Consider the following 18,754-nt stretch of genomic DNA (forward strand, 5'->3'; position numbering starts at 1 on the left):
GTTATTATTTCATGAGATTGCCACGCAGCCTACGGCTGCTTGCAATGACGTATTTAGTATTCACGTAGCAATGCACTCTTTCGCAGTAATGACATAAGAGATACAAATATATTTAAGATTTTGCTGCCTTAGTTTTAGCAATAGGGATATGTCGCTCTTTAATTCTAGCCGACTTACCGCTTCTATTTCTTAAATAATAAAGTTTAGCACGACGAACTACTCCGTATTTTACTACATCAATAGAGTGTACTATCGACGAGTAAATCATAAAGCGTCTTTCGACCCCTTCACCGTGGCTAATTTTACGTACTAAGAAAGATGAAGTAATACCGCGATTTCTTTTTGCGATAACTACACCTTCATAGGCTTGAAATCTTTCCGTTAATTTTTCCTTACCGTCTTTCTCAATCGATCTATCAATAATTTTAACAGTTACCTTAACTGTATCGCCGGCTTCAAAATCAGGAATTTTTTTATTTGCAGTACGCTTTGAAATATTTTCCTGTTCAAAGCGGTCAATAATATTCATTTTTTCACTCCTTAACTCTATAAATCTTTAAGTAACTCCGGACGGCGTAATTTAGTAATCATATGTGATTGCTCTTTTTTCCATTCATTAATTAGCCTGTGGTTACCGGATAACAAAACACTCGGTACAGCTCGATCACGCCAAATTGCAGGTCTTGTATATAGGCTGCATTCAAGCCCGCCCTTAAATTCCCCGTCTTCTTCAAAAGACTCAGAAGATAAGGTATTTTGGTTCATTAAAACACCTGGCAGTAGTCTAATTAAGCAATCGAGAATGGTGAGGGTAGGTATTTCTCCGCCGGACAAAATGTAGTCGCCTACACTAATTTCTTGAACATTATACTCTTCAATTACACGTTCGTCAATCCCTTCGTAACGTCCACATAAGAATATGAGGTTTTTATTTTTTAACATCTCTTTAGCAAAGCTTTGGGTAAAGACTCTACCGCGAGGTGAAGGATAGTACATTTCAGCATTAGGATTTAAAGCAAGAGCATGATCTATGCTACTGCCTAGAACATCAGGACGCATTATAAGCCCGTTACCACCGCCATAAGCCTCATCATCAATATTTTTATGCTTAGTTAAACCGAAATCTCGAATATTAATAACGTCATATGACCAAATATTTTTATTTAGTGCTTGTCCTGCTAAAGAATGTCCTAGAGTTCCAGGAAACATTTCAGGAAAAACGGTTAAGATTGTGGCATGAAGTATAGACATACGTTTAAAATAGTAGACAGTACCAATTAACGCAATAAAATTATAATTTAATTATTTACCCCACCCACCTGTCCTATAATCTCTTTTCTTTGTTTTTTAGCAGCAGCTGTTGTACCACTCCTAAATGCTTCAGTTTTTTGTTGATGCGTTTTATGAGCTTGATCACTTTGAAATTTTTGAAATTCTGCTTTCTTAGCAGATGCTATATAACGGACTTGTTATTTTCTCTAAGCGTCTCATAGCATCTTTATCTAAACTAATACCTGCTTCTTTTGCTTGCTGCTCTATTTTTAATGCTGTCTTATAACCTGCTGCTGCGTTTTTAGCTATAACTTGCCTCTGCATCAATCCACTCTAGAATCTTTCTTCATTGCATCATTATATGGATTTATCTTATTATTTTTAATATCCTTTATTTGTTTTTCTGCTTTCTTTTTATCAAAATCTTCTGGCATAACTTCCCCCCAAATTTAAGTTAAAAATATATCTATAGCTGTATATATTTCAAAAAAGTTAATAAAGAAAAATAGAGGTATAAGTAATTAAAAATTAACCAATTTGTGTTATAAAAACTTCATCATTTCCTCAGCGATGATTAGCTCTTCGTTTGTCGGCACAGCGAAAACTTTAACCTTACTGCTTTCAGCGCTTATTAGATGCTCATTTTTTTGGTTTTTTGCATCATCTATTTTAATGCCTAGCCATAAAAGTTTTTCAGTAATCATTTCTCGTATTACAGCGGAATTCTATCCAACACCGGCAGTAAAAATTAGACAATCAACTCCCTCAAGTGCAGCAGTTAGCTTACCTATTTCAAGTACAATGCGATACACAAATAAATCTATAGCAAATTTAGCATCAGGTGAGTTACTGGCAAGCAAAGTACGCATATCGGAGCTTTCACTGGACATACCGAGTAATCCTGATTTCTTATATAGTAACTCGGTTACTTCTTTCGTAGTCATTTGCTCATGATCAATAAGAACACCACTCCAGGATCAAGGTTACCTGTCCTTGTACCCATCATAACACCGTCAAGTACGCTAAAGCCCATGGAACTTGTTAAACTAAGACCGTTTTTAATAGCACCTAGACTACTACCGCGTCCTAAATGAGCTATAATTCTTTGTAGGTAAATCTTCCTTTGTCATTTCGTTAAAATGGCTGCTAATATATTTATATGATAACCCATGAAAACCGTAACGAATTATCCCTTTATCATAATATTTTTTCGGTAAACCGAAAGCTTTTGTAATAGGAGGATTGGTAAAATGAAACGACGTATCAAAACAAGCTATATGTGAGATTTCTTTATATTTTTGAAGAAATAAAGCCAGTACCTGCAAATTATAAGGTTGATGTAAGGGGCTTAGAGGTATTAATGCTCTTAAATCTTCACTAACTTTTTCATTAACAATAACCGGTTTATTAAAATTTTTCCCGCCATGGACAATACGGCGACCGGTTGCAATTAACTTGAGATTTTCTTGTTTTTTCCACCAATCTTCAAAAAGATCAATAATCATTGCAATAGCATCATCTTTAATGTCGGTAGCAGATGCCTGTTTTTTATTTATATGAAATAATATTTTATTATCATTTTTTCTAAAAAAATATTATAAATTTTATCCTTAACTTTTTTATTCTGAATTTCAAAAATAGAAATTTTCAAACTAGATGAGCCGACATTAGCTATTAAAATAACATTTTTCATTATTTACCTGCTTGGATATGTAGCTTCGCCTTAGTGTGATTATAAATAAATGCAGCAAGTACACAGGAAATAATACGCATATCCATAGGATCAGCTCTACTTGTTAAAATAATAGGCACACGGGCTCCAAGAACGATACCCGCCATAACCGCTTGACCCAAATATTTTAGCTGCTTTGCAAGCATATTGCCTGATTCAAGATCAGGTACTACTAATATATCAGCATTTCCTGAAACTGAAGAGCTAATGCCTTTTGCTTCTGCAGCAAATAAAGAAATAGCATTATCAAACGCAAGCGGTCCGTCAACTATAGCATTCGTAATTTGCCCTCTATCTACCATTTTCGATAAAGCAGCAGCATCAAGGGTTGTAGGGATTGCAGAAGTTACCGTCTCAACTGCCGATAATACCGCAACTCTAACCTGCTTGTCTTCTTTGATCATATGCATTAAATCAATAGCATTCTGCACTATATCACGCTTATCTTCTAGAGTAGGACGAATATTAATAGCAGCATCGGTAATAATAAACGGTTTTGGAAAGGTAGCAACTGCCATTAAGAAAGCATGGCTTATACGACGTTCAGTACGTAGTCCATTCTTCTTATGAACTACCGCAGACATAAGCTCATCAGTATGAAGAGCCCCTTGCATAATAGCCGCAACTTCCCTTTTCTTCGCAAGCTCTACGGCTTTTTTTGCTGCTTCGTGGCTATGCTCAACATTAATTACTTGATAATCCTCAAGATCGACATTATTAACTTTTGCTACTGATTCAATTTTATGTTGCGGACCAATCAAGACCGGTTTTATTACATTAAATTGTGCCGCTCTAACTGCACCGAGTAATGATTCTTTATCGATCGGATGAACTACTGCAGTTTTAACAGGCTTAAAGCCGTCGGCTCTAAGTAATAGATCGATGAAATGCTTTGCTGCTTCATCAAAGTCAGGATCGTTGATTTCTTTTGGAGGAGTATAAGTAGTACCTAATTTCTTAGCTAGAATGGCATCTAAAAAAGTCTCGTTTATTATATGTTGCTTCTTCATAAACCCCTTAATAAATAATCACTAACTTAATTAGATAGTATATAAGTTAATTAATAAAGGGAAAACTAATTATTGTTTTTAGCGGGCATTTCTTAAATGCTATTAACGCAACAGTGTATATTCGTATTCCGTGTAGGCATTGTTGCGTAGTTTGAAAAATACCCTTAATGTCATTCCCGCGGAAACGAGAATCCAGTAAAGCATAAAAAAACTTGTTTTTTATATATACTATAATTGTTTAAAAAACAATTATTAGTTATTCTACTTCATATTTCTTAAATGATCTTCTAATTTTCTTAGCTTTCTACCCTCGTTTACTATAGGCTTTACATAGGTTTGCATTTTGGCATTTTCTCTATATTTATTAATCTGATCGATCTGAGCATTGACTTCATCGGTAATGGCTTGCTTTCTATCCTCTATTTTATTTAATATTTCAGTACTATATTCATAATTTTTAACATCAGCATTAAAGTTATTAAGCTCTTCAGTAATCTTTTGGTCTATTTCAGCTCCCTCGGCGGTATCTTTAACTTTTTGTGCTATTAATGCCGGCATTTCTTCGATCTTGATATCATCTCTCTTGAAATGATCTTTAAGCTCTTTATAAGTTTGCTCTAAATTTTCCTGGGCTTTCTCGTGCATAATATCATAATGCTCTTGGCGACGAATATATCGATCTCCATCTATAAATTCTGCATGTTTTCTATGAGCGTTATCTATCATATCGCGCATCTGAGAATCAGTAGCTTTCTCACGCATAAATCTGTCGCCCATCATTACCGGTTCACCTTCCTCAAATAACCTACCATGCACCTCATAAATAAGCTTTCTTTTAGCTAATTCTTGATAATATTCCACATCACTGTGTCTACCTGCTTTTTCTAGTCTTGCTAGATATTCCGGTGATAATATATCTGCTTGAGCAGCTAGCGCCTCCTTATTAATATGCATTTGGAGCTCTTCATGTTCTCGTGCTTTTTCATCATCTTTTAATTTTTCGCTATAAGTTCTAAGCCTTGGATCGTTATATTCAAAATCATGCCATTCGGCACTGGTTAGATTACCCTCATAAGCATCACGTAAATCTTTACCGACTATTGCAGTTAAAGCTCCTCTTTTTATTCCTGTATAACCTGCATATATTTTTTCGCCTATACCTACACGCTTTTCTTCTTTTAATTTACGTTTTGTATCAACACGATGCTCTATCTCTTGCCAGCTTCTAAGAACTCCTATATTCTTACCGAACAGACCAACACCTCGCCCAGACATTTCTTGGTGAGCATTTTTATAAGCATCTTGATAATCTCTAGTAAAGTTTGCATCGCTAGCGAGTTCACGTAAGTTAGCATCTTTTAATGACTTATCAAGCTCAGCTTTTTGTTCTTTACTTAAAGCAGCGTAATCTTTCACTCCATATTTATTTGCAGCAATTTTATCTCGAAGCTGAGTAAACTTCATTTGCGATAGTTCTTTTGCTTTTAATTCATTCCCCTTAGGTAAATTCTTTAATAATCCTGCAATACCGTTTTCATAATCCGTAATAGCATTCATTTTTACATCTTTAGAATCTATACCGTATTTTCTCTTAACCTCATTTTGTACGGTTTTATTTGCTGAAGAACCGAGAGCTTGCTTTTCAAGCCTTCCCATCATCATATTTTCAAATTTCTCAGCAAAAAACATACGAGCTTGCTCTTTCCCTGCACTTACACGGCTAGTTACAGGTGCACTTACCGTCTTAGCCACATAATTTAGCGGTCTATTCATTTGTTTCGCTGCAGATTCATAAGATTGCTGATTAACTTTTTGTATGTCTGTTAAATTACCTGAAGTACCGGCAATAAATTGTGCCGTCGATATAGCAGTATCGTTAAATTTACTTAGCAAATAAATAGACACAAAAATTAGTAATATCCCGTCAAGTTGGACAAATTTCCCATTTATAAAATTACTAATTCTTTTTGCATCTTTAACTAAATCTAAAAACGGTAATTCAATATAGCGTTCATCTATACACTCATACGCAGCACAATGCTTACATTTATCAGGGTCATTCTTACAAGAATCATCTACTATTATATGATCTTTAGGAACTAATATATTTGCTTTGTGGAAATTATTTATACCGCCTTTCATCGGTACTGGGAACCACCAATAAAATATTGAATGACCCAGGCTTGGATCTATATCCTCAAGGAAGCTACCGAATATTTCATTTATCGGACCTAAATTAGGAAAATCATGTTTACATACCGCAAAACCAAGCGTTGAATATATTTCGGTTCTGATGATCATTGAAATAAAAGCGATACCGGCAAATAAAATTATAGGCTGTAATGCATATGATATTAATTGTCTTAACCAATTCTCAAATAACGAACGAGTTATATTAAACAACATGAAACAAATAAATATCGGTCCCATAATTATAATCATACCGATAGTTATAAGAGCGGTTAGATAGATAATAGTGGCTTTAAATATAAGAAAGAAAATAAAATATAAGGCTATTAAATATAGAATGATATATATAAAACCAAGCCAATCAACAAATAGTAAAGAAAATAATTTAGATAAAGTTTGAGGAGAAATAAGTAACCCAAGCAAGCTTTGAGAACCGGGACCAGTAGCCGAAGCTTCATTAATTATTTGCAGTATTTGCTGAACCCCATCAATAAAAAATACGAATAAATAATCATGAAAAAATGTCCAAGCTTTATCCGTACTTAATAATATTGAGACTATACTAACTTTTAATATTCTAACTATAAGTTCGACATGAGTAAGGTTTATATTACCTATTAAAAAGGAAAAGCCTGTAAACATTATATATAGAGTTAAAATAGCCGAGAGACTCATCCTATAACCCGACGTATCAATTATTTGTTGATAAGTTTTCTTTATAATCCCATCCTTACCAAATAATACTCCTTTTATTAAATCCGTTAAAAATTGTAGCGGATCGGGTCTAGTATCAGTAACTCCGGACTTTATTACTAATCTATATTGCCCGCTATTATCATTATAAAATTTATCTATAATCTTAAAATAAAGAGGAGATTGAGCATATTTTGACTTATCTTCACCTTTATATTGATAATTTATACCGCCGGCTTCCAAGAATTGTCCTGTACTACTAATACTATAAAATTCATAGCCCGAAGTAAGCTCCTCTCCTAAATGCTGAGTTATACCTTGCGGTTTACGCTGTGAGTCCGGTGAAATATTGGGATCGGTATTTTTAGCGGCAATAAGAAAATAAAGCCCGACACCGTCTGTCATTATACATGGAGCATTACTAATCATTGCATCATTTTGATTTGCGGGATTAGGAGTACACATATCAAGTCTAGTATTATCCCAAAAAGTACACGGTTGTAGCTTAACGCAAAAAGCAGCCAAAGTAGTTGTGTTATTTTTTTGACCATACCATGGACACCATGCAGATAACTGACCTGAAGTATTTTTATCGCCAAGTATATAACTCCACGGTCTTACCATAATGGTTAAAGGATAGCCGTTTACTTTATAAGCACTATCACGCCATGGTGCTACCTGATCACCTTCCTGTCTTGAAGTAATTTCTTCCGGATCATATCTAGCAGAGACATTGACTTTGATAAAACCGAAATCATCAGGGTCAATACAAGTATCGCCGGTACAACCGGAAAGCAGCAATAGCGATATTAATAATGTAATAAAAATATTTTTGTTCATTTATTATGTGTTATTTCCATATGTCTTAATTTCAATGTCATTGCGAGCGACCATAGGGAGCGTGGCAATCTCATGAAGCAGTACTAATTTCCTGAGATTGCTTCGTCAATTGCTATGCAATTTCCTCGCAATGACGGTGAAAATATTTACAATTATTCTTTCTTCTCTCCTTCCTCTTTCTTCACATCATTACGCTCAGCAAGAAATTTATTTGTAAATTCACCACCTCCTTCCGGTTTTCTAGCTTTATAATTTTGATCAATTATCTTGTCTTTGAAAACTCTAGCCGGAGCCATTGCAGCCTTTTTAATCGGTTTTGTTACTGAATCTATATCCTGCATAACGGCTCCCACAGGATCAGAACGTTCTTGATAATTTCCTGATATTCGTGCCGGTGTAACATTTGTAAGCATTCCAACTACTATATTTACAAAAGTTACTAAACTATATGACATCAAGCAATATGAATAAAATAATAAAGCCGTAGTAAATAATACTAAGAAAGTATTAGCATTGTTCGTTAGAATATTCGAGCTACTAATTTCTGGAACATCCGGTACATAGAAAGGTATTCCGGGTAGGAACGGTAATGTAAAAGAGAAATGAATCGGAATACCAAGATTTGTTAAATCAAGCCCTATTTTTATTGGTATAAGAGTATCCCAACAGGCTCTAACTACCACTTTTAAAAGCTGCTCAGATAAAACCTGATCTATCAATAAAAAGAAAATCAATAATATTGTCGGCTGCACTACATAGCTAAGCAATGTCGATATCCAATTATCAAATAAACTTTTAGTTTTTTCAAATAACATTAATATTATAAAAAACGGTGCCAATGAAATCATAACAGTTACCCCTATGAATGCAATAACATAACCTATTATAACTTCTAAAATAGCTCTAAAATAAGTAATAAGTGAATAAATGGTTATAATAGCGATAAATGCTAAACCATTATGTATCTGTAATAATTCAATAAATAGTAATCCCCAAATTCTACCGTTAGTATATTTATCAAATATAGGATCAATAAAACCAAAAATATTAGATCTAGAGCTTGTAGCACCTACTACGTTAGTTACAAAGAAATCAATACCGTCAGTAAATGCACTAAAGAAGTATGTATTAAAGAAGCTCCAACTTTCTTCTCTAATTAAAAAAGCTACTATAGCTATTTTGCATATACGTGTTATTACTTCTACGGCAGTTAATTTTAATGCTCCTGCAACGAACATTAGCCCAAATATAGTAACATAAAGGGTTAATGCAGCTTTAGCTAAATTCTGCACTGCAGAATTTTTAACTAACTTAATATAAAAGTTTTGACTAAAAGTTCTAAACTGATAGGTAATAGGTTTAATAGCACCGTTATATATTATATCAGAAAACCAAGTTGTACCGGTATAATTAGCATAATTTACACTAACTACCCCTTGTATATTACTATTAGGATTTACCACCCTTAACCATAAATATCCATCTTGCGGGGCATCAGTCGCAAAGTTATAATCTACCGGCATACCACGAACAGATGGATCAGGTAATGTACCATCAGACGTTATTAAATATTCTAACTTTATATTTTGTTGATCACCAGGATTAATTGAATTTGCCCCATTACCTATTTCAACAATCATCGAATAACGACCAAAATATAAAAAATTAGCTGACCAATCATTCTTATTTATATAATCTACAAAACTAGCATAATTTGAAAAATTTCGGCTCCAATCACTCATTAAAGCTGAATTACTAAACATGTTACTAACTTGCCAATCGCTAGTAAAATCCATAGTACCACCGCTGGTGGCTTGATAATATATAAAGCTACTTTGAGTACTGCCTGAATTTACAAAACTCTGATCTCGTCCCTTAATAACCTGCCCGCCTACTTTAATTATCATCCCTCTACCTTGATCGTAATAGCAAGCAGGGCTAGTATTTATACCGGCATTAGCAGGACAAGCATTAATTAAGCCCATGAAATACTGTACCGCTCCCGTTATCATAGGCTTACCGACTATTACTCCATTATCGGTATTTTTATACTTTGTAGCAGTACCCGTGCCGCTACATACACTTTTTCTTTCCTCATCTATCATATTACACACCTGCTCTGCAGAAGAATAAATTATTCTATTATCAAAATCTCCAAGGTTACTTTGAGTATAAAGTGCAGAAGCAGCGAATATCGAGCTATCAAGTTCCTGTGTTAAAATATTATCTACGGTATTAGGAAGTTTTAGAGTATTAGGGCTAAAAAAATTATCTTTACCAACTAAACTAATATTTACTACATCGCCGGCCTTAACTTCAATTCTCGAATTACCGTTAGAATAGTTAAAATATTTAACAGAATCAGACATTTTAGTAAATGAAAGTGCATCAAGGTCTTTATCAGGCGGTATAGTCCCCAGTGTTTCACTGTTATTGTCCGTAACAAAACGAGGAAATCCTAAAGCTTCAAATTGTAATTTAGAATAATTATAAGTTTTAATGAAAACTTGCGGCATACTAAACCTTGGATCAATTCTATATAATACTAGATATTTTCTAGGTTCAGGAGTAATACCTGAAGTAGACCAATTTATTTTTAACAATTTACCTTTCTGAACAGTATTACCTGTTGATTGCCAAATTCCGGCTGTAGATAAACTAATTCCTATATTACCCTCTTGAAAACTTGTAAATTTAGGCACTTCTAAACAACCGAATAAGCTTTTTAACCCGCCAAAACTGGTTGACATCCATGAAAAAGCATCATCGGCTTTAGCTGGCATCGCCATAAACAAAACTAATAAAACTAAACTCTTAAGAATTTTCATAATTTTAAATTGTTATCCAACACGTCATACCGTGGCTTGTCCATAGTATTAAAAGTAAACCCGTCATTGCGAGCAGCTGTATGGCTGCGCGGCAATCTCATGAAATAACTCCTGAGATTGCTTTGTCAATTATTTCATAATTTCCTCGCAACGACGATTTTCGATTCACCCTCTATTTCGGTGTTTCAGGTTTAGGTGGTTCTTCATTTGTCTTTTCACCCCCTTCTTTTGGCGTATTTTTCCTATTTTTCTCAGCCTGATCTAATGTCTTATTGCGTTGTTTTAATCGTGCTTCCGCTCTGCCGGTAATACCTTGTCTTGTTTTATAATCCATTCCTATTGAACTTAATGCTTTTTGTCCTGCATCATGAGACATTTTACCACCAATTTCAGTAGCCGAAGGTCCAACAGCACTAGTTAATTTTACTACCATACGTCCTGAAAATTCGACATAACCGTACATACCGTAAGCAATAATAACTAGAGCTACGATATTTTGCATATTTACTCCCATCATACCCGACATATAATCCATTCCCCAAGGGGCAAACCAATTAATACAGAAGATAGGTACATTCAGCAAGGCAATAGGTAAAATAGTACCGATAAACGGAATTTTTATCGGTAAAGCACATTTCCAACACACGCTATAACCTAAAACAAAATCTAGATAAATGGTAAATAGTTGTGTTAGCACTATAATACCTGCCATCATAACTACCGGTTCTATCATATAGCGGATCGTAAACCTCACCCAATTATCAAATAAATACCTAGTAAAATCAAATAATAAGAAACTAATAAATAAAGGGGCTATACCGATTAATATACAAGTTGCCATAAATGCCATAATATAAACGGCAACAGCTCTAAGCACCGTAATAATTACTATACCAACCGCAATAAAAGTAATTATAAAATATATAATACCGCTAAGCCCAAGAGAAAGAAGTGCAAGTAATTGAGCGATAAAGGTTTGACTAAAAAATATTTTACTCATTACTGCATCTAAAAACATGAAAGGATTAGAAATAGTATTAGTAGAAGTAAACAAACTATATCCACTCATATTAGCAATAATTGAGTCTGAAAAATTGGTAATTGTATCAAAAAGATAGTTATTGAAAAACTCAAAGGTATTACCGTTCATAAGTCCGCTAACTACCCCGATTTTTGCTATTCTAATTACTAGCTCTTTTTGGTTTATCTTAGCAAAACCAAGCAAAAACATTGCTCCGTAAGTCATCACATACAGAATTAAAATTGCTTTAATATAGGTAAAAAAGTTAGTACAGGATGAGCTATCATTAGCTTTATAACATACCATATTTTTAAAAATAGAAGTAGCAGCCCCTTGCACTTTAGTTTTAAATAACTGAAGTAACGGATTCATTACTTTAATAGTAAAACTTCCTACTGTTAAGGATGTTGAGAAATGTACTTTATAGCTACCTTCACTATCTTTATAGTCCCTTAAATTATTACCAGGATCATTTAGAATTTTCATCCATATATAACCCGCCTCATTTGCGTTAAAGCTATATTTACCTTCACTATCAACGCTAATTCCTTGAGGTGAATAGGTTTTACCGCTAGTATTCGGGTTTTCCGAAGGCTTTACTATTATGTATTGCACTCGTCCTCGATCATCAAAAGTATCGTTAAAACTATTACCGTTTTCTCTATAGCATTTAGTCTGTTTAATATTTAAAACGTATCCTCCCGTATTCTTACTACTATCTTGTGAGGTAGGAGACCACAGCCTATATTGTAAATAACTTTTTGCAATATTACTGTTAAAAGGTATATTATATATAACTTTATATAAATATTTACCGTCTTTATCTTTATAGTCAGGCGGTTGATCTGTATCTGCAACAAATTTAGCAAATTCTAGCTTAGAAGGCAGAGCTTGACTTACAGAACCCGCATCATTCATTTGATATATTAATCCAGTTGGTCCTTTGCCTCCTTTACCGTCCGCCGTATACCAAAATCTCCGATTCTTTTGAAAATCTCCATCGCTACATATGCCCGAAGTACAATTTACACCTCCAATATAATCTTTATCTTTTGGACTACGATTGCGAACACTATCAGGACATTTATCATCTGGAGGAATATTAGCATTATAAGAACATTGAAGGGCTGAATAGTCGATAAATAATTTACCTGTGTTGTCAGACCACGAAAATGTGAAACTCTCATCATCTAGGTAGTTTTCTGGTGCTGGTCTAGTTATATTAACCCAAGCCATACATTTCTCTGTACATTCTCGTATCTTATCACAATAATAATTACAGCCTAATGCTCCCCAATCGCAACCTGCTTGCTCCCGCCAGGTAGGGCACCTCCATGTGACTTGACAATTCCAATAATTCTCTTTTAACTCGCAAGCATTGACATACTCACCTGAATAAACAGAATATTTTCCACAAATTGGATTATAAGTAGTTTTATTCTCTGAACAATCTTTCGTAACTTCAGCACCTTTAAAAGCATCCTTAACTGTCGCATCCGTATTAGCAAAATTAGGAGATACGGAAACTAAAACTCTATCATTGGCGTATAATTCGGCAATATTACGCCATTCATTATTTTTTGCATCCATTATTAGAGAGACAGGTGGATTATTTGTATCGTTAATACGAGGAATCGGAATCATTTGACCGTTATCGTCTAAATTAGATCCAGCCCCTGTACGTTGTAAATTATCTTTCGGTATATAAGCTAAACACAAACTAACCTGACCGACCACTTGTAAATTCACCGGTTGGCTGTTTTCTACTAGCACCTGAGTATTTAGCCATTCACCGTAACGAGTAGGATCAGGAATAAGCAGAGTCGTGCCGTCGGGCAACATCTTAGAAGTGTTTACATAATTAGCATTAGCATTAAGGGTTATAGTACCGGTTATTGAATCCGCCCCTCCTTTACCGTCCGACGCATATCTCATGTAGCAGCTGTCACCGACTTTTACTGCTCCTATCATACCAAGTGCTGCAAAAATAAAGCAAACTAACGTTGCTACTATAGCAAGTACTCCTAAAACTTTTAATAAGTTACCCTGCATATTCTATCATTTACCTCCACCCGAACCGCTTGCTAAATCAGCTCCTTCGCCTGTGCCGCTTTCTAAATCCCCGCCTTGCTGCTTTCCCTCTTTACGCTTACCTCCAACACCCGGCTTATCTCCTACCAGCGGCTTACCTTGCGAAGCCATAGCAGCATCCTTAAGGAAAGCTGCTCCTTTCTTTACTAAACCAACGATTTTAGTGGGACTTGCCGTTACTGCATCCATATTAGGACCATTAGTTAAATCAGAAGCAAATCGCCCTATAGATTTAGAGAAGTAATAAAAAATAACCGAAAATACTAATACGCATAAAAGTTCCGCTAAAATAGATACAACATCTCTAACAATTGATTTTATTGGAAAAAGTATCAATAAATGCTCTTCCCAACCTTTACCTGCATAATATTCTAACATTTTATATCCAAAACTTTCCTGACATTGATCTGCCCCGCTAACAGGAAGCCTTAACTCAAAAGTACTAAATCTAATATCCCCTTTTTCATAATCATATCTAAGGAATTCACAATTTTTAAATATTGCGGAATCATACATAGTTATTAATAAAGCTATAAAACCTGCTACTATTGCCGGCTGCAATGCACATGAAATACATACTTTTAGCCACCCGTCAAAATAAGCTTTTGTACGAGTAAATAGAGCCATAGGAATGAATATAGGAGAAATATATGTCATAACGTAAATAGTAATCATGCAAACTAAATAATGCGTAATAAAATATAAAAGTATAGATAAAAATATTACAGAAAATACTAAACCTGCTGCAAGTATAATAACGTTTCCGGACATAAAGAATCCAAACATAACGGTAAAAAATCTAAGTGCTCCTGCTTTACTTAAATCCTTCGGTCTGTCATTTTTGCCGTCAGGATCAAAATTAGGTATAGGTATATTATTACCACGGGGACCATTGCCTACCACATTCCCTAACACTCCATTCTTATCTATATTATAAAGTAAATCCAAACCAAGATAATAACCTATACGGCAATCAATCGCGTCCCATAAACCGTAAAATTTATAACCGTCCTTATACTTTGAATTATCAAATTGACATAATCCTCTAGAACCTGCTGCATTAAAGATCATCTGCGCAAAGTCCGGTGCTGCTCCTGTCAAAAGAGGTAATCCATATTTTAACATACCGTTTTCTTTTGTCGGCTGACCGCCGCTAAAATCTAAAGGTCCAAGACCGATAGAAAAATAAGCAACAAATAAGAATTTTATTACAAAAAGAGCTATTTTTTCAGTACTTGCATATTCTGTATTTAGAGCCATATTAAAGGCAAAAAACATAGTATAAAGAATTAATGCCGCACCTATAATTCTCTTTAAATAACCTTGAAACGTAGAAAAAGCAGCAAGATTAGTTATTCTAGAATTTTGATCTTGAGCACTACAACTCTTTCCAGCAAAAAATATTTTATTAAGCGTTGCGCTCAAACACTGAACTGCAAGACCGGAAAAATTAATTAATGATTGACTATAATTTGCTCCCGTATAGCAACTTTTTCCTATATTACAATTCTCATCCTCAGAAGGAGGTGGAGTCGGTGTAGCACTCAAAGATTTACATGCTACCGGCATCGGTCCCCTTGACGTAGGCATAACTAAACATAGATCATTATCCCATTTTTGAACCGTTAAAACGATATTCTTTAATACAGGATTTGCTCCAAGATCAGGATTATTATCGGTACTTAAATCACTAATCTTTTTAGAGTCACCTTCATTTAAAGTATACATGGTGCAAGGACTACTACTACCTTCTACATTTTTAAAACAAAACGTTATACTAGACGCAACTGAGTTACAATTACCTCTCGGATCTTTCATATCAATATTACGAATTATATAGCCATATGCCGTGTCCGTTTCTAAATACCCATCTGAAGTAGTCGGTAAACTAGAACATGATTCTCCAAAGCCGGCAAAGCTAGCTAAGCTTACAGACGCTATACAAACTATAATAAATAGCTTTAAGGTTTTAAGAGTTTTCATTAGAACTATTATCTTTTTTTTCTGTTACTACGCCGCTTTTTACTAACTCATCCCATGCCTTTTCAGCATTTGCACGTCGTTCTGATATTTCTCCTTCTTCTTGTTCTCTTACTCTTACTCTTCCTCCTCCGCTTGCTACTAGTTCATTCCATGCTTTTTCTACTTTTACACGTTTATCTCGAATCTCTGCATTTTCCCGTATCTGTTTTATGCCTATCGGATTATCATGTTCCTTTAAGTTAAAACTATAATCAATTACTCCTGTACCTTTACTTGTGCTGTCAACTTTTTCGTGTAGAGCTGCATTATCAACTTTTTCCTGTGAAGGCGGAGTATTATCAATCTCTTTTTTACTTTCTTGATTATTATCTCTTATGATTTTTCCAACACTTTCAGCTGCAATATTACTTTGTGGTGCAGGTGTAGAAATAGAAGTTCTAATACTAGCAGGCGGTGGTGAAACAGCTTCTGTAGGAGCAGGAGGAGTAACAACATCTGATCTTGCTTCACTACTTACAGTTTTTGGGCTAGAAGTTGCTACAGAAGACGAAGCTGTCGGCGTTGTTACCGTAGGTGCCGACGTACCTCCGCTTGCAGCAATATTATCATTTGGTAGTCCGCCTTTCCCTACCTCTAAATCACTTGCTCCTCCACCTTGACCAGCTTTTAAATCACCAACTCCTCCTCTACTTGCTATCTGATCACCCCCCTTAGTTGCAGCACCCGCAGTAGCAAGTACTGCCATAGCTGCCTTAAATATTGCTTGCGGTTTTATAGCAACATTATTAAGAGCTACTCCTTCCGTCATATCTGCAGCAAATTCAGCTAGCTGACTACTAAAATTATACATCAAATACAATGTAAAACATGCCGTAACTAACGCAAGCAAAATATTTTTAATTTTCTCAAAAAGCACTTTTGGAGACATGAAAAACATTCCGGGACCCAAAACTACTCCTGATAAAAACTGGAATTTAGCAAGAAATTTATCGGTAGGGGTATTACCCGGTTTACTATCGACAATTTCACTTACACTATCTTTTGCAAAGTTAAATGCCGTGGTAATAGGGTTATTTAACATATAACCTAAACTATTTTGACAGCTTTCTACGGCATCTTTATCAGGATATTGTGACGTATCATCCCAATCATTATTAATGTAAAATATTAAAACATCCCTCTTAGAAGTAATGCCACCTTGAATTTTGTCTTCTATACTATTGTGAATTAATTTGCTCTTATATTGACATTTACCGTAGAAACCATAATCATATACCGAAAACATCGTGATCATAAAAGTAACTACCACCATAGGTTGTAGCAAGAACGAGATCATTAGTTTAACCCAGCTATCAAAATAATTTCTTGTATATGAGAATAAAAACATAGGTACAAAAAGAGGAGCCAAAATACCGAGTATTACTATAGATATCATACACATAATCGTTGCATTAACCATAAAGGCAGCAACCGAAATCACAAGTAACGGATAAGAAAGAGCGAGTGACACCAACATCATATTACCGGAGATTATCGCCGGAATTAGCAAATAAATATATGGTGGAGCACTAAAACTAAAGAAATCAAAATTTAAAAAATCATGACTGCGATAAGCATTTTCGACAAGTAACGTAGATAATATATCAAGCCCTAAATAATGAGCTACCCTACAATCTAATGCATCCCATAATGCAATATAAGAAACGGTACCATCATAAGAAAGATTGTTAAATTTACATAAACCGGACGGAGCAGCATTCATAACCCAACTTGCTAAACCGTTTATACCGTCAAGTAAGAAAGGAAACGCCCACTGAATCATGCCATCTAACCGGTCATACGGAGAACCATTACCAGGGGTTATATTAATTCCTATTGAAAAATAAGTTACGAATATCATTTTCAATATAAAATTTATATACTCACTTTTTGGCGGCACTTCACCTGCAAGTAATAGTTTAAAGCCAAAAAACATAACATATAAAGTTAGAAAAGCCGTAACTATTTTATACATTCCTACTTGAAACTGAAAGAATGCACTATCTTGCCTTGAAACCAAATTAACCACTTGGCTTACATTATCAAAACTACAAACATCTTTACTAATTAGTAATCTAGCAATCATTTGCCTCATACATTCTATAAGAGGAGAAGTCATGACTACTGCAGTTTTTGAAGCATTATAAGCTTTTTGATAACATCCATCACCCGCTGCACTACAGGAAACTAAAGCTAAAGGATCGGTGGGAGTTTTATTTGGATCCTCAATAAAATCCTTATCTGCTACATCCATAAAGTTATTATACATGGATTTTGGAAACGGCTCTTTCATATATTTACAGCCGACGGGAACGTCTCCTGTAAATCCTTTTGTCGATACGCATATTCTATCTTTATCTTGAATAACTTTCCAATATATTACAGGAAAGCCTAAATCAAATGCAAAACCGTCATCACCGGGCTTACCACTATATGGAACATGATATTCCTTTTTTTTATTTGCCCACGCTGTCTTTATATCATCCCAAGGGTCGCTCCCTGTTAAGACGGCTTTAGCAATAGCAAGTGCCGATTCTGCAACAGATTTTGCCCGAGATACAATTAATTTAGCATTATTACATAAAGCAAAGCGTAATTCTGGATTTTTAGGATCAATTCTGTTTTCACGAGTACATTGACCTCCGGGGAAATTCCCAAAGTTACTATCGTTAAATAAATCACTGTCGTTTATTTTAAGCTTTAAAAACGTATTCATGTATAAAACGGGAGAGACAAGATTCATTACCGCAAAAGTAAAGAACGGAGCAACAATACATGTATGAGAAAATTCAGCACGCAGCAAATCGCCTACGCCTTGGGTTTCGCAAGTTAAGCCACTCAAAATATCTATAATGCTATCAAGAGTATCTTTAGCATGAGTTTTAGTAACTAGCCCTAAATTTAGGGCAAAGCTTAATACTAATGTTATAAGTATACTACTAGGAAATAATTTCATAACTAGTTACTTGCCTCGCATTGTAAAAATGTCATCCCGTGGCTTGTCCACGGGATCTCAGAATACACTCTGTGAGACAAGATCCCGCGGTCAAGCCGT

The 18,754-nt window shown here is 34.9% G+C and carries 9 protein-coding genes and 1 pseudogene; all 10 read right to left on the reverse strand.

What is annotated here, in order from left to right; genetic code table 11:
- Positions 1 to 112 precede the first annotated feature (112 nt).
- A complete protein-coding gene (rplS, locus tag C4Q30_RS04345; RefSeq protein WP_103897315.1) occupies positions 113 to 529 on the reverse strand; it encodes a 50S ribosomal protein L19 in 417 nt (138 codons plus the stop codon).
- A 17-nt stretch (positions 530 to 546) separates the two neighbouring features.
- Positions 547 to 1,251 carry a tRNA (guanosine(37)-N1)-methyltransferase TrmD gene (trmD, locus tag C4Q30_RS04350; protein WP_103897316.1) on the reverse strand — a complete coding sequence of 235 codons (705 nt, stop codon included), beginning with the start codon at positions 1,249 to 1,251 and terminating at the stop codon, positions 547 to 549.
- 192 nt (positions 1,252 to 1,443) lie between these two features.
- A complete protein-coding gene (locus tag C4Q30_RS09030) occupies positions 1,444 to 1,596 on the reverse strand; it encodes a hypothetical protein (protein WP_014013860.1) in 153 nt (50 codons plus the stop codon).
- A 218-nt stretch (positions 1,597 to 1,814) separates the two neighbouring features.
- A pseudogene (locus C4Q30_RS04365) lies at positions 1,815 to 2,965 on the reverse strand (acetate/propionate family kinase).
- A complete protein-coding gene (locus tag C4Q30_RS04370) occupies positions 2,965 to 4,014 on the reverse strand; it encodes a phosphate acetyltransferase (RefSeq protein WP_103897318.1) in 1,050 nt (349 codons plus the stop codon). The pseudogene C4Q30_RS04365 and the gene C4Q30_RS04370 overlap by 1 nt, the downstream one beginning before the upstream one ends.
- 261 nt (positions 4,015 to 4,275) lie before the next feature.
- Entirely contained in the window at positions 4,276 to 7,737 is a 3,462-nt protein-coding gene (locus C4Q30_RS04375) for a type IV secretion system protein (RefSeq protein ID WP_103897319.1), read from the reverse strand.
- A 152-nt stretch (positions 7,738 to 7,889) separates the two neighbouring features.
- A complete protein-coding gene (locus C4Q30_RS04380) occupies positions 7,890 to 10,565 on the reverse strand; it encodes a TrbL/VirB6 family protein (protein WP_103897320.1) in 2,676 nt (891 codons plus the stop codon).
- 172 nt (positions 10,566 to 10,737) lie between these two features.
- Complete coding sequence (locus C4Q30_RS04385; RefSeq protein WP_103897321.1) at positions 10,738 to 13,638, reverse strand: TrbL/VirB6 family protein; 2,901 nt, start codon at positions 13,636 to 13,638, stop codon at positions 10,738 to 10,740.
- A gap of 6 nt (positions 13,639 to 13,644) precedes the next feature.
- Positions 13,645 to 15,660 carry a TrbL/VirB6 family protein gene (locus tag C4Q30_RS04390; protein WP_103897322.1) on the reverse strand — a complete coding sequence of 672 codons (2,016 nt, stop codon included), beginning with the start codon at positions 15,658 to 15,660 and terminating at the stop codon, positions 13,645 to 13,647.
- Entirely contained in the window at positions 15,647 to 18,655 is a 3,009-nt protein-coding gene (locus tag C4Q30_RS04395; protein ID WP_103897323.1) for a TrbL/VirB6 family protein, read from the reverse strand. The genes C4Q30_RS04390 and C4Q30_RS04395 overlap by 14 nt, the downstream gene beginning before the upstream one ends.
- Between the last annotated feature and the right edge of the window lie 99 nt (positions 18,656 to 18,754).

Origin of the sequence: Rickettsia fournieri, from assembly GCF_900243065.1 — a bacterium.
Taxonomy (GTDB): Bacteria; Pseudomonadota; Alphaproteobacteria; order Rickettsiales; family Rickettsiaceae; genus Rickettsia; species Rickettsia rickettsii.